General features: G+C 49.7%; 18 protein-coding genes and 1 pseudogene. 10 read left to right on the top strand and 9 right to left on the bottom strand.

Features of this window, described 5'->3' with window-relative positions; all coding sequences use genetic code 11:
• Positions 1-152 precede the first annotated feature (152 nt).
• The 7 genes from MNO13_RS20530 (at position 153) to MNO13_RS20500 (ending at position 10856) form a co-directional block, all read left to right on the top strand.
• Entirely contained in the window at positions 153-2687 is a 2535-nt protein-coding gene (locus tag MNO13_RS20530; protein WP_121814324.1) for a penicillin G acylase, read from the top strand.
• A gap of 238 nt (positions 2688-2925) precedes the next feature.
• Positions 2926-3183 carry a hypothetical protein gene (locus tag MNO13_RS20525; protein WP_064540036.1) on the top strand — a complete coding sequence of 86 codons (258 nt, stop codon included), beginning with the start codon at positions 2926-2928 and terminating at the stop codon, positions 3181-3183.
• 538 nt (positions 3184-3721) lie between these two features.
• Complete coding sequence (locus MNO13_RS20520) at positions 3722-4429, top strand: oligogalacturonate-specific porin KdgM family protein (protein ID WP_064540034.1); 708 nt, start codon at positions 3722-3724, stop codon at positions 4427-4429.
• Between the two features lie 295 nt (positions 4430-4724).
• On the top strand, positions 4725-7187 hold the full coding sequence (locus MNO13_RS20515; RefSeq protein ID WP_241939191.1) for a hypothetical protein: 2463 nt from the start codon (positions 4725-4727) through the stop codon (positions 7185-7187).
• Positions 7184-8257 (top strand): beta-galactosidase BglB, encoded by a 1074-nt coding sequence (bglB, locus tag MNO13_RS20510; RefSeq protein WP_064540030.1) that lies wholly within the window; start codon positions 7184-7186, stop codon positions 8255-8257. Before MNO13_RS20515 ends, bglB begins: the two co-directional genes overlap by 4 nt.
• Before the next feature lie 39 nt (positions 8258-8296).
• The gene (locus MNO13_RS20505; protein ID WP_064540028.1) at positions 8297-9940 is read left to right on the top strand and encodes an alpha-glucoside-specific PTS transporter subunit IIBC; all 1644 of its coding nucleotides are present in this window, start codon (positions 8297-8299) and stop codon (positions 9938-9940) included.
• Positions 9941-10022: 82 nt separating this feature from the next.
• Positions 10023-10856: a sugar phosphate isomerase/epimerase family protein gene (locus MNO13_RS20500; RefSeq protein ID WP_241939190.1), complete on the top strand. Its 834-nt coding sequence runs from the start codon at positions 10023-10025 to the stop codon at positions 10854-10856.
• A gap of 74 nt (positions 10857-10930) precedes the next feature.
• On the opposite strand, the gene MNO13_RS20495 is transcribed toward MNO13_RS20500, so the two are convergent.
• Positions 10931-11266 (bottom strand): hypothetical protein, encoded by a 336-nt coding sequence (locus MNO13_RS20495; RefSeq protein WP_241939189.1) that lies wholly within the window; start codon positions 11264-11266, stop codon positions 10931-10933.
• Between the two features lie 61 nt (positions 11267-11327).
• Between MNO13_RS20495 and MNO13_RS20490 the strand changes: the two genes are divergently transcribed.
• Entirely contained in the window at positions 11328-11546 is a 219-nt protein-coding gene (locus tag MNO13_RS20490; protein ID WP_241939188.1) for a SymE family type I addiction module toxin, read from the top strand.
• Between the two features lie 42 nt (positions 11547-11588).
• Here the strand turns inward: MNO13_RS20490 and MNO13_RS20485 are convergent, their stop codons facing one another.
• From MNO13_RS20485 to MNO13_RS20450, 8 genes and pseudogenes are all read right to left on the bottom strand, one after another.
• Entirely contained in the window at positions 11589-12071 is a 483-nt protein-coding gene (locus MNO13_RS20485; protein WP_064540020.1) for a pentapeptide repeat-containing protein, read from the bottom strand.
• Positions 12071-12538 (bottom strand): annotated as a pseudogene (locus MNO13_RS24570) (RHS repeat-associated core domain-containing protein); the annotation flags it as partial. The gene MNO13_RS20485 and the pseudogene MNO13_RS24570, both read right to left, overlap by 1 nt.
• A 181-nt stretch (positions 12539-12719) precedes the next feature.
• Complete coding sequence (locus MNO13_RS20475) at positions 12720-13028, bottom strand: hypothetical protein (RefSeq protein ID WP_064540018.1); 309 nt, start codon at positions 13026-13028, stop codon at positions 12720-12722.
• The gene (locus tag MNO13_RS20470) at positions 13025-17224 is read right to left on the bottom strand and encodes an RHS repeat-associated core domain-containing protein (RefSeq protein ID WP_241939187.1); all 4200 of its coding nucleotides are present in this window, start codon (positions 17222-17224) and stop codon (positions 13025-13027) included. The genes MNO13_RS20475 and MNO13_RS20470 overlap by 4 nt, the downstream gene beginning before the upstream one ends.
• Positions 17225-17282: 58 nt before the next feature.
• Positions 17283-17627: a PAAR-like domain-containing protein gene (locus MNO13_RS20465; protein ID WP_064540016.1), complete on the bottom strand. Its 345-nt coding sequence runs from the start codon at positions 17625-17627 to the stop codon at positions 17283-17285.
• 11 nt (positions 17628-17638) lie between these two features.
• Positions 17639-18733 (bottom strand): DUF2169 family type VI secretion system accessory protein, encoded by a 1095-nt coding sequence (locus MNO13_RS20460; protein ID WP_232886592.1) that lies wholly within the window; start codon positions 18731-18733, stop codon positions 17639-17641.
• 55 nt (positions 18734-18788) lie between these two features.
• Positions 18789-20780: a type VI secretion system Vgr family protein gene (locus MNO13_RS20455; RefSeq protein ID WP_232886593.1), complete on the bottom strand. Its 1992-nt coding sequence runs from the start codon at positions 20778-20780 to the stop codon at positions 18789-18791.
• A gap of 226 nt (positions 20781-21006) precedes the next feature.
• Complete coding sequence (locus MNO13_RS20450; RefSeq protein WP_064540010.1) at positions 21007-21525, bottom strand: Hcp family type VI secretion system effector; 519 nt, start codon at positions 21523-21525, stop codon at positions 21007-21009.
• Positions 21526-22167: 642 nt separating this feature from the next.
• On the opposite strand from MNO13_RS20450, the gene tssB reads away from it, so the two are divergent.
• Both tssB and tssC read left to right on the top strand, forming a co-directional pair.
• Positions 22168-22668 carry a type VI secretion system contractile sheath small subunit gene (gene tssB / locus MNO13_RS20445; RefSeq protein ID WP_064540008.1) on the top strand — a complete coding sequence of 167 codons (501 nt, stop codon included), beginning with the start codon at positions 22168-22170 and terminating at the stop codon, positions 22666-22668.
• Between the two features lie 20 nt (positions 22669-22688).
• Positions 22689-24173 (top strand): type VI secretion system contractile sheath large subunit, encoded by a 1485-nt coding sequence (gene tssC, locus MNO13_RS20440; RefSeq protein WP_241939186.1) that lies wholly within the window; start codon positions 22689-22691, stop codon positions 24171-24173.
• Positions 24174-24175: the final 2 nt, after the last annotated feature.

Here is a 24175-nt window from a genome sequence, read left to right as displayed (position 1 = left end):
ATGATTCATATTTTTTGATTAAAGATAAAAATATGAATGATTAATTTAGTTACCACGCTCACGATTTCATCAGAAACTGTTCTGTTGAAATGGATATTGCCAGCTCTGTTGCTAGTATCCTTTTGCGAGTCTTTCACCCGTAAGAGGATACAATGAAAAATAAAAATACCATTATTGTGAGTTGCTTTCTGACAGGAGTAGCTGTGTTGTACAGCGCGAAAGTGTTGGCTGCGGAACAAAGCAAAGACGTAAAAATCATTCGCGACGAGTATGGTGTTGCGCACATTTATGCCAACGACACCCACAACCTGTTTTATGGCTACGGCTATGTTGTGGCTCAGGACCGGCTTTTTCAGATGGAAATGGCACGTCGCAGTACTCAGGGTACGGTGGCGGAAGTGCTGGGTGACAAGTTTCTCAATTTTGATAAAGACATTCGGCTGAACTATTGGCCTGCCAGCATTCATGCCCAAATTGATGCTTTACCTGCTGAAGAAAAAGCTGTTTTGCAGGGTTATGCTGATGGTATGAATGCGTGGATTGATAAGGTTAACGCCGAGCCTGGAAAGTTGTTGCCAAAAGAGTTTTCGACACTGGGTTTTAAACCGCAACACTGGCAGCCTTTCGATGTCGCGATGATTTTTGTCGGCACGATGGCTAACCGTTTTTCAGACAGCACCAGCGAAATTGATAACCTGGCGTTGTTTAACGCGCTGAAAGATAAATACGGTGACAAGCAGGGGATGGGGGTATTTAACCAAATCAAATGGTTAGTGAACCCTTCAGCCTCAACCACTATCGAACCAGAAGAACATCGTTATCCGTTCAAACTGGCAAACCAGGCCATGCAACTGGCTTATAACTTACCGCGTTTCGACCATACTCCTCCGATGTTCGAGCGCCTGGCAAAAGGCAATGATGGCGCTTTACTCACACTAACTCATCAGAAAAATCAGCAAGTAATTGGCGAACAGTTTGCTCACAGCGGCGCAAATGGGCTGGCGGGCTACCCAACCACCAGTAACATGTGGGTGATCGGCCAGAAAAAAGCGGCAGACGCTAAATCCATTATGGTTAACGGGCCGCAGTTTGGCTGGTACGCACCGGCTTACACCTATGGAATCGGCCTGCATGGCGCTGGATACGATGTGGTCGGGAACACGCCATTTGCCTATCCGGGCCTGGTGTTTGGGCATAACGGAAGCATCTCGTGGGGATCGACTGCCGGTTTTGGCGATGACGTCGATATCTTTGCGGAAAAACTTGATCCTCAACGCCCTGATTATTATCAGCGTCACGGGCAGTGGGTGAAAATGCTTAGCCGCAGTGAAACGATCAACGTTAAAGGCGGGACACCGGTTTCGTTCACGATCTATCGCACGGTACACGGCAACGTCATCAAAAACGACCCGCAAACCTCAACGGCTTACGCAAAATCTCGAGCCTGGGAGGGAAAAGAAGTCGCTTCATTGCTGGCGTGGACGCATCAAATGCAGGCGACAAACTGGACGCAATGGACGAAACAGGCGGCAAATCAGGCTTTAACCATCAACTGGTATTACGCGGATAAACAGGGGAATATCGGCTATGTTCACACTGGTGCGTATCCGCAGCGTAAACCTGGGCACGACCCACGCCTGCCTGTTCCTGGAACCGGTGAATGGGACTGGGATGGGATTTTGCCGTTCTCCAGCAATCCGCAAATCTACAACCCGAAATCGGGTTACATCGCAAACTGGAATAATGCGCCAGAAGCAGGTTATCCGGCCTCGGATCTTTTTGCTTTCCTGTGGGGGAGCGCCGATCGTGTCGATGAGATAAAAAAATTGATCGACGCACAGCCGAAACTCACGCATGAGCAGGCATGGGATATTATTGCCAAAACCAGCCGCCAGGATCTGAATCTGCGCCTCTTCCTGCCTTCTATCGAACAGGCGGTTAAAGCGTTACCAGCTGACGATCCGCGTCGCCAGCTTGCGGAGATCCTCGCAAATTGGGATGGCAACAATCAAATGAATGCCGACGGCAAAACTTATCAGCATCCGGGGTCAGCAATTTTGAACGCGTGGCTGACCAGCATGCTGAAACAAACGCTTGTTGCCGCTGTGCCTGCACCATTTAATAAGTGGTACAGCGCCAGCGGCTATGAAACCACACAGGATGGCCCAACCGGCTCACTGAATATCAGTGTCGGAGCCAAAATTCTGTATGAGGCATTGCAAGGAACGCGTTCACCAATCCCGCAAACGGTTGATCTTTTTGGTGGAAAACCATCGGATGAACTGATCAGAAATGCGTTGCAGGATAGCTGGCAGCAGCTCTCACAACGTTATGGCACTCAAGTTGATAGCTGGAAAACTCCGGCGATGCCGCTGACCTTTAGAGCGAATAACTTCTTTGGCGTGCCGCAGGCCAACGCCGATGAAGCGGTGCATCAGGCGGAATACCAAAACCGTGGTACTGAAAACGACATGATTGTTTTTGGTGCGAAGGGAGATGAAGTGCAAGCGTGGGATGTGGTTGCACCTGGCCAAAGTGGCTTTATCGCTCCAGACGGAACGCCTGCGAAGCACTATCGCGATCAACTGGAAATGTATCAGACGTTTGGCCGAAAAGCATTATGGCTAAACAGCGCAGACGTGAACGCCCATAAAGAGTCTGAAGAGGTAATTCAAGTCGTGCAGTAGTTAATTATTAGTACAGCCAAAATAGCGTGTGATGGCTATTTTGGCTGTGGTTTAACCTGTCATTTTTTATCATTTGTCCTCACATCCTTGCAAAATAGCCATTTCACTCATCACTCAGCGGCGTCGCCAAGCGATGGATCCTTTCGCCATGCATTGCGAGCCTTACATTATTGCCATCGCCACGGATAAAAGAGAGGGTTAAGCTCGTGTCAATTATCAGCGCTTTGATTCTGGAAACGTGAAAGTTTATGAACTGGCCGTTGTTCCCGATAACGCAATATTGTTATACGGGCCGGAAAACCCCGGTGATTTTGTCACCCTTAATCTGGCGCTAATGGAATCCGATGCTGATATCAGAATGGCTGGTGAAAATCTCGATGCTTTTATCAGCGATGCGGCAAATAAAACTCAAGCGTCCACATTACTGGCAGCCAACCCAACCGTTTCGGTTGCGATAAAAGTTGCTGAAGAAATGCTGGCATTAAGTGCCAGGTAAATGATGAAAAATGATGATGACAAGGTGATGTTGATTCATGATAGCTGGTTGCGCGATTAACCCATTCCTTACGATATTAACCATCACAAAATTCACGCTAATGACTTTGCTGAAATGACGCTGCGGGTTATGCCGATGATCAGTTCGAAATAATAAAAGAGGCGATATTTTCGCCTCTCTATTTCCGCCCCTAATTATTTCATTTAAAATTAAATTTATTATTAAACAAAAAAAAGAAAATCATTTTATTGAATTTGAAGCTGGCTCTCATTTTTTTAATGCGACAAACTCCCATCGTTGAAAATGAAACAACGTGACAGTATATTAAAACCGTTGTTTTGAAAAAATATTGTGATTTAATTGAATAGGTTATGGCGGTACTTTAAATCTATGCCACTACTGTGCCTCTGACCCATTCGTTGCAATTTTACGCGCTCAATACGACCCCATGAACCCATTCCACATTAAGTGCCATAGAGCACGTTTTCTGGCGTGGGTCATTGTTAGTTGCCGTTTCACAGGAGAGTGATCGAAAGGTATGAAGTTAAAATTCGCATGTGCCGCTATTGCCGTTTGTTCGGTGTTAACCAGCATGAATGCTAACGCATGGAGCCTGAATTATCGCCACGAGTTTCTGGAAAAACAGGAACAGCAAAGCGACCGATTGGTTGTTTCGCATCGTTTCGATAATGGTTGGGGCTTTGGTGTAGAGTCCAAATTTACCAATGGTGGTGAAGGGGAAGGCGCTTTCGACGAATTCCACACTACCGGTACTGAATATGATTTGAGTTATCTTGCCAAACCTAATGATACATGGTGGTGGGAAGCCGGTTTTAATACCGAGATCACTGATACCGTGCAGGATTTGCGAGTTCATGTTAAACCAACGTATTGGTTCAACGAAAATTTTTATACTGCCGCTCGTTTCCGTGTTGGGCAGAGAAACTATACGGATGATGTCAATAAAGATAATGGCCATTATTTCCAGCTGAACTATTACCTTGGCTATAATGCGGAAAGATGGTCTATCGCCTATGACTTCGAATATAAGAAACTTGATTACCCTGATTTTAAGGGTGAAGAGTACTCTTATCTTAATAACGTAACAATTCGTGTGCCAATTAATAAAAATTGGCGGCCATATACCGAAATTGGTTATGTGTCATATAACGACCCTTCTGACAATAGCCCTTACCCAAATGACTGGCAGTGGCGTTGGCGCGTCGGGATTGAATACGTCTTCTAATTTTATCTCTGCTTCACTAACAATGAATCAATCACACTATTAATAGATTTTGTGAATGCATGGAGTGCATCTATTTTTTAGTGCGTGGCTTTTTAGCGCATGGTTTTTTAGCGCGTAGTTTAATTGTGTTGGTTATAACAATAATTCTCGGTGAAATAAGTTATTAGTTTATTGAGAACCATGTTTTCACCTTCATCAAGCTGCTTCCCCCTTTCTGGAATACAGGAAAGGGGGAAGTCAGGTTATTTAACTCTACTAGCACTCGATGGGTGCTAATGGCTTCAAGGACAGTTGTATGGACATTGGGAATTGGGTGCTTGAGCCAAATACAGCACTGACCCGTTTTTGTGTTTCTCCTCCTCGTGAGGAGCGATTCGCTGAATTTTTCGCTGGCGAAGCCATGGATATGGCTATGGATTACCGCTTCCAGAATGGCTCCGGGCCGCAAGAAGATGCGTTTTGTCGGCGTATTTTTCGCCAGCAGATGGCTGAACGCACCGTTGAACTGAGTGAGGCCATTGCGCGTACCCATGTGAGTTACACGGGTGAAAGCGACACGGTTTCCTTTTCCTCCTTCCAGCGCGTGCCATTCCATGTGCAACGTTGGCTGGAGTTGGAGCTACACGCTACGGAAGCGGGCAGTTACCCTTTTCAGCTATCGACTTGTGGTGGGGCTCGCCTATGGTGCAATGAACAGGCCGTCGCCAAGTTCACTCCTTTCTCCCGCAACAAAATGCAAAGTTGTGAGCTGATGCTTCCCTTGCAGGCGGGTAAAAATACCCTGCTGATCCACCTGGAAGAGCTGTTTGAACGCGATACCGTGTTTGCGCTGCGTTTTATCTACCAGGGCTGCGTACCGCTTGGTGTTTCATTGCCGCAAACTGATGCCGCCGTGCTTGATGAATTGAGCCTGTTTGCTGGCGCTATGCGCCCGGAACTCACGGCCAGGGATAACCAGGTAAGGATTCGGCTCGGCGCAAATGCACCGACGCAACCGGTTAGTTTGTCGGGTGAGATCCACGGCATGGGTAATGACAATTTTACCCCGCGTCAGGTGGATTTCGGCACTGCCACGCCGGACGGTCAGCTGTTGACTCTGTCTCTGCCCGCGGAGATTGGTTCCGCTCACTATCAAATTGTGCTGCGCATCAGTTGCGCGGGCGTTTCGATTACCCGCAGTTTTGGTGTCAACCTCATACCGTCGCCTGGCCATGCTGAGCATTCAACCAGCCTCGATGAGCGCAAACTGAAAGCGTTGCGTCACACCGCCCGGCATGGCATGGAGCGGACTTCTCGCCTGCTCGCCATGTTGCAATGTGGTGAAACAACAGCCGAAGCCGATCGGCTGTTGCTCGACACTTTAAAGCGGATCAGCGCCCGCGAAGATTGCTCAGATTTTTCTCTGGTTCCGCTATTGTGGATCTGGCGCGAGCACAATGGCGAACACTTCCCGGCGGCTTTATGGCGACGAGTGCGCAGTTCAATCCTCGGCTATCGCTACTGGATGGACGAGCAAGGCAATGACGTCATGTGGTTCTGGAGTGAGAACCATACCCTCTGCTTCCATACCGCCCAATATCTGGCAGGCCAGATGTTCCCTAATGAGCTGTTCCTGGCGTCTGGGCGTAGTGGCGAAGAGCAGCGTGCTATCGCCGCTCTTCGTCTGGCGCAGTGGTTCGATGCCATCGAACTGTACGGCTTCGTCGAGTGGAATTCAGCTCCTTACTATCCGGTCGATTACATTGGCCTGTTTGCGCTCTATCAACTGGCGGAAGATGCCTGGGTGCGTCAGCGTGCTAAGGGACTGATCGATCGCTTGATGCTGCTAAGTTCCCTGCATTACCAGGATGGGATTGCCGCAGGCACCATGGGCCGCGTCTACGAAAAAGAGCTGTTGGCAGGTGTGCTCACTGAGTTGTCAGCGTACGGAAATGTTGCCTGGGGCGGCGGCTGGTATAACCGCAAATGTGCTTCCTTGCCGCTTTTTTGTGCCAGCGACTATCAGCCACCGGTCGCCGCCGACAGCTACGCAAGGCTGTCTCAAGGCTCGCTCTCAGCCTTCTACCAGGCGGGCGGCGGCAATATTGTTGTCTGGAAAGAGCCGGGCGTTAGCCTCTCAAGTTGCATTAACCACCATCCCGGCCAGCGTGGCCATCAGCAACATCTGATGGACGTGCAGTTTGCCACTCATCACGACGCCAAATTCTGGGTCAATCACCCCGGTGAAGCAGAACCCGGTGGCGAGCAGCGCCCTTCATATTGGTCTGGCAACGGCGTGCTGCCACAACTGATGCAGGTGGAGAATCGCGCTCTCCAGTTCTGGCAGTTGCCCGCAGATACCGCCTTCCCCTGGACTCACCTCTACCTGCCAGCAGATGCCTTCGAACAGGTGATCACATTGCCTCGGACTTGTCTGGTTCGCGCCGGTAATGCCTTTGCTGTGATTGGCTGCTCGGCACCGCTAAACGCGGTCACCACTGGAATGACCGCGGGCAATGAATATCGGGCCCAGTCGCATCACGTCGCCTGGTTTACCGAAGTCGGTCATGGCGACGACGCAGCTTTCGCGGCGTTCTGCCAGCGCATGGAAACACTGGTGGTCAGTATTGAAGACCAGCAGGCCGTTGTCAGTACGGCGCAAGGCGAGCTCATGCGCCTCGATTGGCAGGGTAAATGCCTGATTGAGGGCGTCGTACACCGTTTCCCCGACGCGGCAGGATGCGATCCCATTGTTACCTGGAGTGGAGAAGCACAATGAAACAACAAGCACTGATCCCAACCCTGGAGCGAGTCGTTCACGGTTTCTGCCAGTTGAAAGGCATGGGTGAACTGACGGCCAGTAAAGGCCTGGCGATTCAGTTTGAGCAGTGGGAGTGGGAGGTTGGCGTTGGGCTATATGGTTTCTGGCGCTACGCCAGCCACAAAGACGATGTCGAACTTCAGGATTCTCTGCTGGCCTGGTACGAAGGGCAGATCCGCAAAGGGCTGCCTGCGATGCAGATCAACACCACGGCTCCGATGATCACCCTGGCGCTGCTGGCGGGTCACAGCGGCCGCGACGATCTACGCGAAACGGTGAACGCCTGGGCTGATGATCTGCTGGCTAATCTGCCAAGAACCGAGGAGGGCGGATTCCAGCACGTAGTGAAGGAGCAACCCAACACCGGCCAACTCTGGGATGACACCCTTTTCATGACCTGCCTGTTCCTCGGCACTGCCGGGATCGTGCTCAAGCGAAAGGATTTGATCGACGAGGCGGTCTATCAATTCCTGCTGCACACCCGTTACCTGAGCGAACCCAAAAGTGGACTTTGGTATCACGGCTGGACCTACGTCGAAAAACACCATTTTGCCGGAGTTTTATGGGCGAGAGGGAATGCGTGGATCACTGTTGCCATCCCCGAATTCATCGATCTGATGGGCGACCACCTGGATGCTGGCGTACGACGCTATTTAACCCAGGTGGTGTCACGCCAGGTGCGTTCTCTGTGTGCATTGCAGGCTGAGAACGGTATGTGGCACACGGTGTTGGATGACCCTTATTCACCTCAAGAATCCTCAGCCACGGCGGGGATCGCCTACGGCATGTTGCGCAGCGTGCGGCTGGGTCTGCTGGATGACAGCGTCATTGCCCCAGCCCTGCGGGCAGCCCATGCCGTGTGGCAGCGCATCGACGAGGACGGCATCGTTCTCGGGGCTTCCAAAGGAACCATGGTAGGGCATGACCACCAATACTACTGCGACATTGCCATCGCACCGGTTCCTTATGCACAGGCACTGACCATGTTGCTGCTACTCGAACTAGAGCAAGGCCAGTGGCTGGCATAACAGTTTAATTTTTTTTGTTATTTTTTGGAGAAACAAGAGATGTCCAAACGGAATTTTATGGGGGCCTTCCAGACTTTTGGTGGTGCTATGGCTGTCCCCATTGCCTTTTTACCTTTCACCGGTTTGCTGCTCGCTATCACCGGGCTACTCACCATGCCCGATATCATGGGGAGCCTGGCTCACCCTGACTCCAACTTTTACAAGGTGATGACCATCATCAAGTCGGGTGGCTGGACTATATTCCGCAACTTCCCGTTACTGTTCTGTATGGCGCTCCCTGTGGGTCTTGCCAGGACCGGCCAGGCACGAGCGGCGCTGGTCGCCTTCTTTGCCTACATGGCTTACAACTATTTCACCAACAGCATGCTGACCTTCTGGGGGCCAGAGTTTGGGGTCGATTTTAATCAGAATGTTGGCGGCTCCAGCGGCCTGGCAATGGTTGGTGGCGTCAAAACGCTGGATACCAGTATCGTCTTCTCGCTGATCATCGGCGGAGTGGTCACCTGGATCCACAACCGTTTCTTCGAAAAGAAACTGCCGGATTACCTGACTATTTTCCAGGGGATGAGCCTGGTCTTTATCGTCTCTTTCTGCGTGATGTTGCCGATGGCCTGGCTGACCTGCGAACTTTGGCCAAAGGTACAAGTCGGCATCAATGCCATGCAGAGTTTCTATGTTGAAGCCGATGCCTTTGGTATGTGGATGCTGGCGTTCGTGGAACGTATGCTGGTACCAACCGGCTTGCACCGTTTCGTTTACTTCCCGTTCTTCTTCGGCCCAGCGGTAGTGGATGGCGGTCTTTACACCCACTGGATCGAGAACGTCTCGACTTATGCAGCATCAACCACGCCTCTGGTTGAGCAGTTCCCCGCTGCCGGTTACTCCTTGTATGGCAACATCAGCGTGTTCTGCTCACTCGGTTCAGGCCTGGCTATTTATGCTACTGCTAAGAAGAAGATGAAGCGCAAGATTGCCGCTCTGGTGATCCCGGCGATCATCACGGCAATGGCTGTTGGTATTACCGAACCTATCGAGTTTACCTATCTGTTTGTGGCGCCGGTGCTGTATCTGGTCAATGCTATTATTGGTGCGACCCTGTGTGTGGCGCTCTATCTGTGCGGCGTAGTGGGTTTCATGGGCGGTGGTCTCAACGATATCATCCTGTTCAACTGGGTCTTCTATGCTAAGAACCATGCTCACCTTATCTGGATCCACCTTGCTCTGGGCCTCGGTTTCGCGGCTATCAACTTCTTCGTGTTCCGCTACATGATCCTGAAATTTAACTTCCTGACACCAGGCCGTGGTGATGAGGAAGAGGAAGAAGATGTGCGCCTTTATTCTAAACAAGACTACCGCGGCAAACAGTCTGGACCGGTTGTTGCAGGTCAAGAGCCAGATCGCCTCAGAGCTGCCGCAATCCTGCAATGTGTGGGTGGGTGTGAAAACGTCGATACCATCGGAAACTGTCAGACGCGTTTACGCCTGGTGGTGAAAGACCCGGCCCTGGTACAGGATGACAAGGCTCTCAAGCAAGCCGGAGCTTTGGGTGTGATGCGTACAGGTAAAAACCTTCAGGTTGTGGTGGGTTTATCCGCTCCAATGGTGCGCGAATATTTCGAGCAGGAGTACAATAAAGGCCCGGCCATTCAACCGGACACGACGACTCCAGTGCCAGCAGTCTGATTAGACTGGAAGCGTTTCATTAATTGAATTTGCGAGCCCTGATGGGCTCGCAAGCCATTTTATGACTTCACAGGATGAAGATATGACAACGTTAAAAATAGGCGCACGCGGACATGATCTTATCGATCAGACTCCAGAAGGGATTATTGCTTATGCGCGCCAGGCGGGGATTGACGGACTGCAACTGGCAGTACACAGGAGCTGGGTCGAGGCCTGGCAGGCTCGTGATATCGACACGATGGTCGCCAATATTCAACAGCTTCAGCAGGCCGGTATTTCCATCTTTCTGCTGGCCAGTTACTTCAACCCTGCTCATTCAGATCCAGACTTCTTGAAGAGTGAGATGGAGCGCGTGCGTTTTAATATCGAACTTGCTCGCCGCTGCAATGTCGGCGTCGTGGGCAGTGAGACTGGCTCTCTGAACGACAATGACTGGACCTGGCATCCGGATAATCACAGCGCGGCCTCCTTCAAGAAAGTGGAGCGGACCTTTGAGCAGTTAAAACCCGAACTGGAGCAGGCAGGTTGTGATTTTCTGGTCGAGGCGGTCAAAGATCATATTATTTATGACGCCAATTGTCTGGCGAGCCTGAACACGCGATTGGGCGATAATTTCAAGGTGACTCTTGATCTGGCCAACTTGCTGGATGCGGACAATGCCGGGAACTGGCGTGAGATCTTAGTCGATTTTCTTAGCCAGCATGGCGAGCGCATCCGATTGTTCCATTTCAAGAATTTCATCTTGCAAGGGCGAGATAAGATTCCGACGAGCCTGGAACATGGCCTGATTGATTATGTTGAGGTGTTGGCTGTGCTGGAACAGCGCCAACTGGCTCATATTCCGATCATTGTTGAAGAACTGACCGGTGACCCGCTGTTAGAAAGTGTGGCTTACCTGCGCCGCTTGAGTCAGTGATTCATGGTTTAGAGATAGGGTTTTTCACGGCACGTGGCGCCTGGACGCCACGTTTTCCATAACTCAGCGGGGAGTCAATTATTCGACTCGCTCATCGCTTCATTTCGGTACTGGGCAGCAGCAGTTATGAGTTGCTCCACCCGTTTTTCCACCAGACTACCGTTAACAGCGTATTTCCAGGTGATGTTGTGTTCGTTCACTACCTGGACAAATTTCTCGTCTTCCGGTTTCCCGCTGTCGGGGTTGATGCGTGTGGTGGTGTGCCGCCAGGCTTTGTGCTCCCGCGATGCGACCTGGCCATGCTGGTACTCTTTGCTTTCCAGAACGTCATTCTTCGCTTCCACCCGGCTGCAGAGGGTGGCACTGAGGACGCGGTTGTTGTCACCCTGTGGGACGTCCTCGCGTACCACCTGAACGCTCTATACCGTCGACTATGGTGCGCGCATACCGTCCGGGAAGCTCAATATTCATTTGAAGGGTAAATGGCTGAAAGAGGCGGGGTTTGAGACGGGCGCACATCTCACCGTTAAAATATCGGACGGCTGCATTGTGATTATTAAAGACAGTGACGAAGTGGACACGCTGAAACATGAGCAGGAAGCGCTGCGTCAGCAATTGCGGGATATTAAGCAGGCTAATTGGGACATAAAGAGCACCGCTAAGGCGGCGCTCCAGGGGATGGCGGTTTAGAGAATAAAAGAACCGGGAAGATATGAGATTTTTTCCGGTTCTTCAAATTAATATCAGACCCCGATGTTCTGGGGAAAAACTCTCAGGCCAAAGAGTTTTTTCGTTATAAAGCGCTTCGTTAAAACTTGCATTATCAAATCGTTCTACACCAAGAAAATTAGCCCCTCTTAAATCAGCACCATTAAATTCAACACTAAATACATCTGCCTGGGAAAAATTAGCATTCCTCATATCCGCTTTAAAAAAGCAAGCACCTGATAACCTCGAGGAAGAAAAATCTGAATTCGTTAATACTGAATATTTAAAATAGGCATTCATTAACAACGCCTCAATAAAAATAGCTTCGTCTAAATAGCATCGGGAAAGTTCTGCACTTCGTAGATTAGCTTTTATAAAGCTAGCTTTATATAAAGAAAGCCCATCAAAAATGGCTGCATGCAATTGATTTCCATCAAAATTGGCTCTATCCAAGCTCTCAAGATTAAATTCTTGTGTTTCGTTTGTTTTAAATTTAATGGTTATCATTAATGATTTCCCCAGTCAAAATCATCTACTGTAGTAGATGACATCGGTTTAATATTTGGTACTTGGCCTGGTGATAAAGTCCCTGGTGATATTTCTGTCATTTTCCCTGCTACCTTACCTGCAACGTATCGGTGATTTCCCTCAACGACAACATTACCATCAACTTTAATTGGAGGAGCAACATCACCTTTAAGTAATCGATCTACATAACGTTGAATAGCTGGAAGAGAAACGTCACCTTGCAGAGTCTACATTGTGTCGTCTTTTAATGCGTTTCGAATTATATCTGGCGTTACATCAGCACCGTTGCTGACTTTACACAACCCAAGCGGATCAATCCATTTCAGTGGATTCGACACATACCCGTAAGGGTTCACCCCACCTGCCAGCCCTATCGGGTCCGAGCTCAGGTATTGCCCCGTCCCGTTATCATAGTGACGGAACCGGTTGTAATGCAACCAGGATTGCTGTCAGGGTGTGGACTGCGGCACCGCGCAACGAGTCGGCAATCGTGGTTACATTTTTCACCAGCAGATTTATCCCGATCGCTGTAGCGGAATTGTTGTTGACGACTCTACGAGTCAGTCAAACAGAATCTGCTGCCATAGTATTCATAATTATTTCTTGAGATTACCTTAAGTTATGGATTTAACTATGTGAAGGGTTAAATATTCTTTGCCCTTTGCAAGGTGCTAGATCGTTTATTTTAGCATTTGTATTCTGCTCGATAAATATTAATGCATCGTCAATGGTATTAAATTCAATGATTTCCTCTCTGAGATATTCTTCGGAAGACATCATGGATTCTAATATTTCATCAACATAGACTTTATATTTTCCCTCCCATTTTTGCAACCCGACAGAAGACCAGCAGACCTTGTCTTTATTTAAGAATGAAAATCTGCATCCTACCTGAAAACCATTGGAGATCTTGTTTAATAAACTGTCTCTGTTCATGGATTACCTGTTATGTTAATTACTACTTTTACACCATCTCTACGTTTTATGTTTATATGAGGGTAGTTTCCGTGATCGTCATTTGGACCATGTCCTCTCACTCTTCCCGTTGTAGGATCAACTGAATAATCTTTGTGATATGCCCCTCCTTCTTTAAAACGATCCATTTTCCTTTTTTTTCTAAGGCCAACGGCGTCCTCTGGACCAACGCCATTGACTTTTTGATAGTCAGGGAAAGCCGCTTTGAGCAACGCATCAGCATCCGCTTTAGTTTTAACATTTATTGTAGTATTTTTCCCGCCAGTGCGTAATGCATCAACATCTTTAGGGCAAACACAAGCCAACCCCAGCGGATCAACCCAACTCAACGGGTTATGCACATACCCGTACGGATTCACCCCACCCGCCAGCCCTATCGGGTCTGCCGAAATGTACTGTCCCGTTTCACTATCATAGTAACGGAAGCGGTTGTAGTGCAAGCCGGATTCTGTGTCTTCGTATTGCCCCGGAAAGCGCAGTCTGCAACTCAGCTTGTCATCATTCGCACTTTCTTCACGACCCCAGAGCTGTTGCCTGCCTCGCCAGACGATGGTGCCGTCTTCGGTCAGTAATTCCTGAATACGACCGACCGTATCGGTTACCGCATAGTGCAACTGTCCTTTCTCATAACGCGCCAGTGGTGTGAAGCTGCCTGGCTCGTAAATCCAGCGGATACTGTCGTCATACGCCGGAGTGCCACCGGCATACACCGGGATTTCTTCGGTCAGCTGGTCGCCATTCCAGTGGAAGTTGTAACCGGTTTTCTGGCGGTTAGTGCAACGTTTGCTGATGCGCCTGCCAGACGGGTCGTAGCGGTATTCCCAGCGTTCGCCGTCCGGGGTTTCCAGCGCGGTGAGCTGGCTTCTGGCGTCCCAGCGGTAGCGCCACTGAAGAGGGCGATAGCCGCCTTTATCCACCAGTTTTTCGACCAGGCGACCATTCACATCATATTTCCAGGTGATGTTGTGTTCGTTCACCACCCGGACAAATTTTCCGTCTTCGGGTTTCCCGCTGTCGGGGTTGATGCGCGAAGTGGTATGCCGCCAGGCTTTGTGCTCCCGCGATGCGACCCGGCTATGCTGCTGTTGCTGGTAGGCTTCGCTTTCCAGTACGTCATTCACCCAGGTCTGGCGGCGGGTGATATTAAGGTTCTGGTCATAGGTGAAGCGCTCTTCGCGCATTGGCACACTGCTGCTGCCGGTCCAGGTGGCGTGGCTTATCTGGTCGTTCGCCGTCAGGGTGTGAACTGCGGTACCGCGCAGTGAGTCGGCAATCATTGTCAGGTTGTAAGCCTTGTCGTACAGCCACTGGCGTTGCAGGTCTTTATTGCGGGCGTCCGGTTCAGTGTTACTGCCGGCGCGCTGCTGCGTCAGCATCCCGGTTGGTGTGTAACCCAGTTGCTGGAGGAAGCCGGTGTCATTCTGTCGGGTGATTTCGTGGCCGCGCAGGTCGTGGGTGAAGGTCAGTGGCGAATGGCTGTCCAGTTGCCACTGCTCCAGCTCTCCCATTAATCCACGGGTGAAGTATTCGGTGATACCCGCAGTGGTGCGCTGCGTGACATAATCCTGTTGTGCATCGAACCGGTACTCGGTACGTCTGCCGTTAATAGTTTCGGCACAGAGCCGCCCGGCCTCGTCATATTCATAGATGACAGTGGCATCGTCATTCTTTGCTTCGACCAGACGGCAGAGGGTGTCATAGCGGAAGAGGGTGGCACTGAGTACGCGGGTGCTGTCGCCCTGAGTGACGTTTTCGCGTACGACCTGGTCGGTGACGTTATATACCCGGTTAAGGTGGGCGCCATCCGGGAAAGAAGTGCAGATACAGCGGCCTGCGGCGTCGTAGCGGTAATTCAGCGTTCTGCCGGTAAAGTCGGTTTCCGCAATAAGTTGCCCGGCTTTGTCGTAGGTCAGACGGTAGTGCTCACCGGCGGCGTTGGTGATTTCAGTCAGGCGGGTGAGTTTATCGTAACGGCATTCCAGCCGTTCACCGTCCGGGCGTATCACCGCCGTCAGCAGGTCGAATGCACCGTATTCATAACGGGTGGTTTTTCCTTCCCCGTCAGTGAAGCTTTCGGGCAGTTTTTCACTGTTCTGACGCATCAGTTCGCGCACACCGTCGGGGCGGTTAATTTCCTCGATGCTACCCTGTGGCCCGGCATGTTTTTTGCTGTGGCGGAACTGCGTGGTGAAGCCCTGCGGGTCTTTGACACTCAGCAGACGGCCCAGCATATCCTGTTCTGTGTGTGTGATACCGCCATTCGGGGCAGTGGTTTCCCGCACCTGGTGCAGGGCATCATGGCTCCAGCGCCAGGTCGCGCCGCCGGGAAGAATATGAGCCAGTAAATCGCCCTGTTCGCTGTAGCTGAACTGCTGGCTCCGGCCCTGCGGGTCAGTGAGGCTGACCACGCTGCCGAGCTCGTCGTAAGCCCACAGCCATTGCTGGTCGCCCGGTGTGGTCAGGCGGGTGAGCTGTCCGGCGTCGTTGTACTCGTACCAGAGACTGTGGCCTCCGGGGATGGCGACATGGCGGATATCGCCCTCATCGTTATAGTGATATTCAGTGGTGCGCCCAAGGGCATCGGTGCGCGAGAGCAGGAGGGTATTATCCCAGTGAGCCGAACTTTCACGGCCCAGCTCGTCAAGTGTGCGGGTGACGAGGCCTTCATCGTCATACCAGTAATGACTTTCTCCCCCTTCAGCATCCTGGTAGGTGGTACATTTTTCTTCATCGTTATAGATAAAGTGGTCACTGTAATAGCCTTCGGTTGACTGTGTGCTGATGACCCGGCCCTGCACGTCATAGCTGATATCGACACAGGTTTTATCCGTATCCCGCCAGCGGGTCATAAACCCTTCAGGAGAGTATTCGTGCCACAGATGGGTGAACTGGAAGGTGTCGCATTCAGCGAGAAAACCGTTGCTGTCATAGTGGCAGGTGACAAGGCGCTGGCGTTGAGGGGTGACCAGGTCAATGCTCATCAGTTGCCGGTTCTGCCAGTCAAGGGCGAGCGTGTAACCGTCGCTGTGGCGGATTTCAGTCAGCAGATCATCTGTGCGGATAAAGTCAATGCGGTTGCCGTACTGGTCGTGAAGCGCAGACAGCAGAAAAGTCCCCGGAGCAGAAGGAGCAAAGCGTAGAGTTTGCTGTGTGTGGCGGTCAAAAACGGTGAGTTCTGCGCTAATGTCCCCGGTCAGCCGGTAACGGGGTTGCCGGGAGTTGGCGGCTTGCTGGAAAATACCGTCACGAGGCAGGGGGTAATAGAGCACCACGCCTTCCTGGTCGGTAAAATGCAGATCATTTCCCTGTATATGCAGTGAGCGGGACCATTCATCGGTCCATTTTGGGCCAAATATTCCACCATGGCTGGAGCGGGAGCGATAGACGCGGGAGAGCGTTAATGGTAGTGAGCCGGGTAGCGTGAGTACGCTGAGTTGCTGGAGAAGGCTACCCGTCCCGACATCGACAGGATCACCCCGGCAGATGCTGGAGGTATTGAGCCGCCCCACCCCCCGACCATTTCCCAGTCCTTTACCTTGAATAAATACTCCCTCATTAGCTAAGAGAGGTGCCGGTGGCGGTTTTTGCTTCATGCCAGCAGCCATACCCGCCATATCAGATAGCACGGCACCAGTTTCAAGGGCGCCAGAAACCTGTTGCGGTGTTCCCCCCGCCATCTTTGTTAAGAATGCAGGCAGGTTGAACGGAGGGGCAAGGAGAGCCATGACGATGTCATTGCTGTTTTGCAGAAGCCATTGCTGCTCAGCTTCCGTAATCGGAGCTTCTAGCCTGGGGCCGGGACGATAAACTCTTTCATAGAGGTTATGAAGGTGGCGGATGCGATAGATATCTTCGGGTGGCATGTTGTGGTCAACGTAATCGTTGAGCAACTTTTGCAGGTCATTAAGGTCCTGCTCGGGCATCTGGCTGGGTAAAGCTTCGCACTGGTTTCTGAATGAATTACCAGCGTTCACATTGCCCTGATAGCCTTTATCTGCCATTTTTTTCAGGATGTCTTTTTCGTCGTATTCTTTGAAGATATTCTTCAGATAAGCTTCACAGATGCCGGGTTGTTTGGTCAGCATCTTCTGTGGTTTACAGATACCGGTCAGCGTGTAGATACGCCCCAGTGTTCCGTTGGGGTTAAAGTCGGCCATGGGTTGCCCTCCTTACTGGCATAGTCCGTCGTCAGGTTGTTGAATGACGGGTTTCGTTTCAGACTTTTCCATTCATCAGAACTTCATCCAGATGTCGTGCAGTCTGGCGACCTTCAGTGAAGACCGTGGTGGCACCAGTTAGCACTTTGCAGTGGCCATTACTGAGCGATACACCTGACTGGACACCAACCCCTGCGTTACCTTCCACGCCCTGGATGATGCTATCTATCATCAGTACCTTCTTTCCCCGGGCAAAAACTGTTTTGGAATAAGATATTTTTTCGGAAGATAATTTTTGGACGATATCGAAGGGAATGACGGTTAATCCGACTATGCAAAAATCCGGTGTCACGTTGACGACGATGAACTCATTTTCGGCATCAGCAATATGTTTTATAGCCATATCAGTTCTCCTTAAGCGGAATGCTGTTCTGGTTCTGGCAGTTGAACAGTCCGTAGAAGCAGTTCATGGATATTCAGATGATGCGGTTTGCTCCAGCGCCACACGAGGTCGATACGCCCTTGCCCGGTGTTTTCGTCGGTAGCGATATGTACGGTATCCAGAGGCAACATAGACTGTCGAGCGGTTATGCCTTCCTGCCAGTACGCTGCAATACCAAGGGCGGGTAGCCAGGTTCCAAGATGTGGAATGCCTTTAATTAGATGGAAAAATTCAAGTTTCTCATTTCCATTTAGTGGGGTTGAGCTTTGCAGTGAAGGATGCGCGCACTGAAAAAAGCGCAGGTCAAAGTCATCGGGATAATCCAGATAGGGTGGGTTATCTTTGAGTTGATCCCGCCATTTTTCATCATACGTTCCGGCATATTTTTGACGACTTAACCAATGGCGGGCCACGGGGCCAAAACCGGTCAGTGGCGGTTTTGTACCGATTTGATGTTCTTTTGGTTCCCACTGCGGGGCGGGGAACTGGTCATCAGTTGAGTAGCCTGCAAAACTAAAACCATTGCCTGAAGGATTAGGGGCATAAATTTCCCACTCTTCAGGTGGGGTATCAGGAATTACGTTGCGTCCGCCATAGGCTAGTTCGTAGGCAATCGGAACGTGTTCTGTCAGGGCGGGTTCACTCATATGCCATCCCAGCCGTTCAGTGTGTTGCCAGCAACGCTTTCCAGTGGCTATGCAGGTGTAATCAACCAGCGTGTTGTGACGGTTGCTGATGCGTAAACCTGTCTGAAAATGTTGTGTGGGGCAATCGGCATAAACTGACCCAGTAACCAATATATCGGTACCGGGTTTACCCAAAACAAGATCCCCTGCCTGAAGCAGAGAAGAACCCATTGGGTTATCAGGCTGGCGGTATTTATCAGCAAGAAACAGTACTGCTGGCTGGGGAATAGGGCAAAGGCCACCAGGTAGCAGATTAAAGCTGGCTTTCACTACTACAACATCATGAAACACCTTTCCCGGAGCCATTTTGTCGTACTGAAAAGTAGTCAAACCCGTCTGATTATCCAGAATACGTAATTTGGGTTCAGGTAAAACAGACATGAGTTCTCCTTATCTGTCATGACGTTCACTAATTTTTTAATATGCTGAGCTGCTTTTAATTAAGATGAACATCTTTACCCTTGATCTCCACGGGACCGCTGGCAGTGAATTCAAACTCGGTACCTTTGATGGTGACCTTCCCGCTGTTTTCCAGCGTGATGGAGCTGGAACCGCATATTAGTTCGATTTTATCCACTGATTTAATTTGGGTTTCGTGGTCCACATCAAGCGCATAGTTCTGTTCTACCTTGATTTTTTGAGACTTTTTTACCGTTTCATTATCTTCACCGGCGATGACTGCTTTCTGATCTCCTCCGACGTTTTTCTCGCGATTTTCCGTGATATCCAGCGTCTGATCATTCTGCACAGCTATCTTTTGATCATGGGAGACAGTGACTTTCTGGTCATGACCACCTTCCTTCTTACTCCCCACATTGATGGTCTGACCGACCACAACGGTGACCGTCTGGTTATTCTTCACGGTTTCGGTATGGTCGTGGTTTACTGTCGTTGTCCTGTCATGCAGCACTTCCGTTTGCATGTCTTTCTGGGCGTGGATGTAAACCTGTTCCTTACCGGTTGCATCTTCAAAGCGCAGTTCATTAAAACCATCGCCTTTGTAGGTTTTCGAACGAATAGTCATCTGAGTTTTGGTGCCAGGCAGGCCGCCTGGAGAACGGTTATCCTGATGATAAGTCCGTCCCATAATGATGGGCTGATCCGGGTCGCCATTGAGGAAGTCCACGATCACTTCTTGACCTATACGCGGGATAGCCAGGTTGCCAAACCCCGCGCCTGCCCAGGCCTGTGATACCCGAACCCAGCAGGAACTGTCTTCAGTTTTTGGGTTGTATCTGTCCCAGTGGAATTTCACTCGTACCCGGCCATGTTCGTCACAAAAAATTTCTTCACCGGCTGGGCCTGTGACAATTGCGCTTTGGGGGCCATCTACTTTAGGTTTAGATCGAGGTGAAATGCGCCAGGTTCTGTCTGCTGGTATTGCGGTGAACTGGTTGCTTAGTGTGGTTCCTTGTCCCTGATTACCATGTTGTGCCTGAGGTTGGGCACCCGTGATAATACTGCTGACGATCTGCCAACTACGGTTCAGAGGTTCCTGCGGATGCTTCACCAGCGTGAAGTTTGTTCCAGGCCATAGTTTCGGTGAGTTAGTGGTTCCGGTGCCTTTTTCTGCATCGTTACGCAGCCCGTCCATCTGGTAGCGAGTAAAATCCTGGCCGTGTTGCTCATCCTTGAACCTGCCTGGATAGTCAAAGATTTCATATTGTGAGAACTGGTTATTTAGGTTTATACCTTTCTGTTGGTATTGCCCTTGCCACCCTGGAACTTTAAAGGTGTAATCCTGGCTCATAACTGATGAAGGCCGGACATTCGCTTCGTAACAGAACACGCTTATACATTCATCAGTGACTTCGGTTGTCGTATTCGGGTTGAACGAAATGGGATTCGGTAACTTGGATAGGCCTGCCACATCATCACACAGTGTCAGTTTTTGGTTCGGCCCATCTGCGGACATTTTGTCATAAAAGAAAATCCCCTCTTCGGACCACAGTCGATTCAGAAAATCTAAATCTGATTCGCCGTATTGCACGCAGAATTCTCGCGGAGAATGCTTTTGATAAAAGGATGGAGACCAATCAGTCACACCGTTTTCATTAAGCAGAGTGCTTGAGATTGTCTTGATATCTTGTTGCTGGAATATACGAAAGTTCTGTCGCAAACCACAGCGCCACAGGGTTGGGTGAATTCTGAAGCGGTATTGCATCTGCCATTGGTCATTATTTTGCATCCCAAAGCTGGCTATAACACCTTTGACAGAACGCAGTGCCTTCATTCCCTGCCAGATGGTCAGTGTGACGTTCTTTTCCAGTAAAACTTTCGCTTCCCGATCAAATGACTTACTGACAACATCTACGTCCAGAACAAATGGTAAAGAATATTTTTGCATTAGCAAAAAGTTGACAACCGCGAACGTATCCGGCGCCTGGCCGTCTACCTCCAGTGTGAAACGCAGCCCTTTTAATGACATAACAACCTCCCTGAGTTCACAGGAAAAACAGACTAACCGCAGGAAAGTGACTGTGAATGTAAAGCGATACGTTTCTATTCAGACATGCTACCGGCAGGGGGGACGGCTTATGCCAGCTCCCGTGAAAAACGTAACTTCTTTTTTAGGACAGATCTTTCAGCTTACGGATAGATACAAAAACAACATTCTGCCTATAAGGCAGAATGTTGTTAGTTCACTTTGACACTTACGCTTCCAGCGGTGCGCGCCAGTCATCAGCACCGGAAGTGCCTGACTTGACGTGTTCCCACTCGATCTTGCGGTATGCCAGTGACACTGCGAGCAGTTGGGTAAATTCTCGCTGGCTCGGATCCTGGCAGTGCGGCATATGCAGATTGATATCGACGATGGTCGAATCTGTCAGGCGCGTAGTGAAATAATGCTCTTGCTTGCCTTCAACCGACGTACGCCACCAGTGCAGTTCAGTCGTTGGTAGCATTTCACCGCTTGCCAGTGCGTTGTACAACAGCGGCACAGCTTTGTTTAGTGCTACGGTGAAAATGAACGGCTTGTGCGCCCGTTGACCGCTTGGCTGACCAGATTGCGGGTCAGTTGGGACGGTCACGTTATGCAGAAATTCCTGCACTAGCATTTCATCTTCGTGGCCCTGAACGTAAATATTACCGACAGAATCGGCGGTAAATGCACCGGCAGTGATGTTTCCCTGGGTCAGACCATTGATTGATATATAACAAGGGGTAGGCATAGTTTTAACTCCTTTTTTGGTTGCTGCTAATGATTGCCTACCGTTATTCCTCGATAGGCAGAGGCGGCACGGCTTTAACCGGGAACCGCATCATTCGTGTAGCTGGTATGTTGTTAAAAAAACAAAACCAGATGAATGTATAAAAATTTAAGTACCACTTATTTATTTATATGAAATGGATGAGACATATATAAATTATTAATATTTAGTAGTGCTAATGGAATATGCTATATCGGGATTGGTGTTTTTCACAACAATTGTTTTTATATTATTTGGAGCTTTTAAGATTCTGGCGTTCCTGTATTTCAGTAAAATGAATGCGCAGGGTGCCCTGCTTTGTGAATAGTGATTTAGTACGCCTTAAGTTATTGTTAATTAGCGATTAATTTTTGAGGCTATGTTTGTAATACATTGTTTTTATTTGTTTTATTTTTAATTTAATTTGTTTTTTTAATTGTTTTTTGTGCAAAATAAATTCTCGTATTGAAATGAAAAAAAGTTCTTTTGAAATTATTTAATGCGAGAGTAGAATGCGTTTTAAACACATGGACTGATATTATAAAGCGGCCACTGCATCGGTATTTCTGTTATACGGATTTTGCCGTATTCATGGCTTGAACGATAACCCGATGGACTATTCTCATGAGCAGCAATAAAAACGACGGTAGTATCGCACCTAAAGAGCGCATCAATATTCGTTATATCCCTAAAACTGATGGTCAGGCGGCCGAAGTTGAGTTGCCGCTTAATCTGCTGATCACTGGCAATCTGAAAGGTACTGCAGATGATACTCCGCTGGATGAGCGTCAGCCCGTTTCTATTAACAGGAATAATTTCAACGCTGTGCTAGAAAAGTCCGGAATCGAACGGAGTTTCATCGTTACTTCTGCGCTCAGCGAAATCCCTGATGCACAAATGAATGTCAGCCTGAAAGTGAAGTCGATAAGCGATCTTTCACCAGACAACGTTGCCGCGCAGGTTCCAGAAATGAAAAAACTACTGGAGCTACGTGAGGCGCTTGTTGCGCTGAAGGGGCCAATGGGCAATATCCCAGCTTTCCGCGCCCAGATTCAGGCTCTGCTGGATAACGAAGAAACCCGCGAACAGCTGATTGCGGAACTGGGCCTCGTTGGTCGGAAATAACTTTGTACAAGGATTTCAGTATGTCAGATACCTCATTACAAGAAGAACTCGCTTCGACCACGCCAACGGCTGCACCATCTCTGTTGGATAAAATTATGGCGCAGACCCGCTTTCAGCCAGCATCGGAGAGCTATGATGTTGCCCGTCAGGGCGTGACCGCGTTTATCGCTGCCTTGTTAGAGAGCAATACAGATGCGGAGCCTGTCGATATTCTGGCCGTGAATGCCATGATTGCTGATATTGATGCTCGTATGGGGCGTCAGATGGATCTTATTCTTCACGCTCCTGAGCTTCAGGAGCTGGAGTCGTTCCTGCGGTCACTTAAGTTACTGGTTGATCGTGCAGATACACGGGAAAACATCAAGATTCACGTGCTGCATGCCACCAAAGAAGAATTGCTGGATGATTTTGAATTTGCCCCTGAGATCACCCAATCTGGCTACTACAAGCATGTTTACTCAAGTGGTTTTGGCCAGTTTGGCGGTGAACCAGTAGCCGCCGTTATCGGTAACTACGCATTTGATAACACCGCGGCAGATATGAAGCTGCTGAAATATATCAGTGCAGTAAGTGCGATGGCTCATGCCCCATTCTTGTCAGCAGTATCTCCTGAATTCTTCGGGCTAGATTCGTACACGGAATTGCCGGGTATGAAGGATGTGTCCGCTATTTTTGAAGGCCCGGCATATACAAAATGGCGTGCCCTGCGCGAATCGGAAGACTCCCGTTATCTGGGGCTGACAGCGCCTCGCTGTCTGTTGCGCCATCCGTATGCACCAGATGAAAACCCGGTGAAAAGCTTTAACTATCGGGAAAACGTCAGCCGTAACCATGAGGATTACCTGTGGGGTAACACAGCGTTCTTACTGGCGGCTAATATGGCTGAAAGTTTCATGTTGAGCAGATGGTGCCCAAATATCGTCGGTCCACAGAGTGGCGGAGCGGTGAAAGATTTGCCGGTGCACCTGTATGAGTCGATGGGACAACTTCAGGCTAAAATTCCGACCGAAATACTTATTACTGACCGCCGTGAATATGAGCTGGCAGAAGAGGGATTCATCTCTCTGACCATGCGTAAGGGCAGTGATAACGCGGCATTCTTCTCAGCTAACTCGGTACAAAAACCTAAAACCTTCCCAAATACACCGGAAGGTAAGGCGGCTGAAACGAATTACAAACTGGGTTCACAACTTCCCTACCTGTTCATCATCACGCGTCTTGCTCATTACATCAAAGTGCTGCAACGCGAGCAGATTGGTTCATGGAAAGAGCGTGGCGATCTTGAGCGTGAGCTGAATACCTGGATTCGTCAGTATGTGGCGGATCAGGAGAACCCACCTTCTGAGGTTCGCAGTCGCAAACCTCTGCGCCAGGCGAAGGTTGAGGTATTGGATGTAGAAGGCGAACCAGGCTGGTACCAGGTTGCCCTCTCTGTACGTCCGCATTTCAAGTTCATGGGCGCCAGCTTTGACTTATCCCTGGTGGGTCGTCTGGATAGGGAATAACT

Origin of the sequence: Buttiauxella ferragutiae, from assembly GCF_022637515.1 — a bacterium.
GTDB classification, from domain to species: Bacteria; Pseudomonadota; Gammaproteobacteria; order Enterobacterales; family Enterobacteriaceae; genus Buttiauxella; species Buttiauxella ferragutiae.
This window is presented reverse-complemented; position numbering and strand designations above follow the sequence as displayed.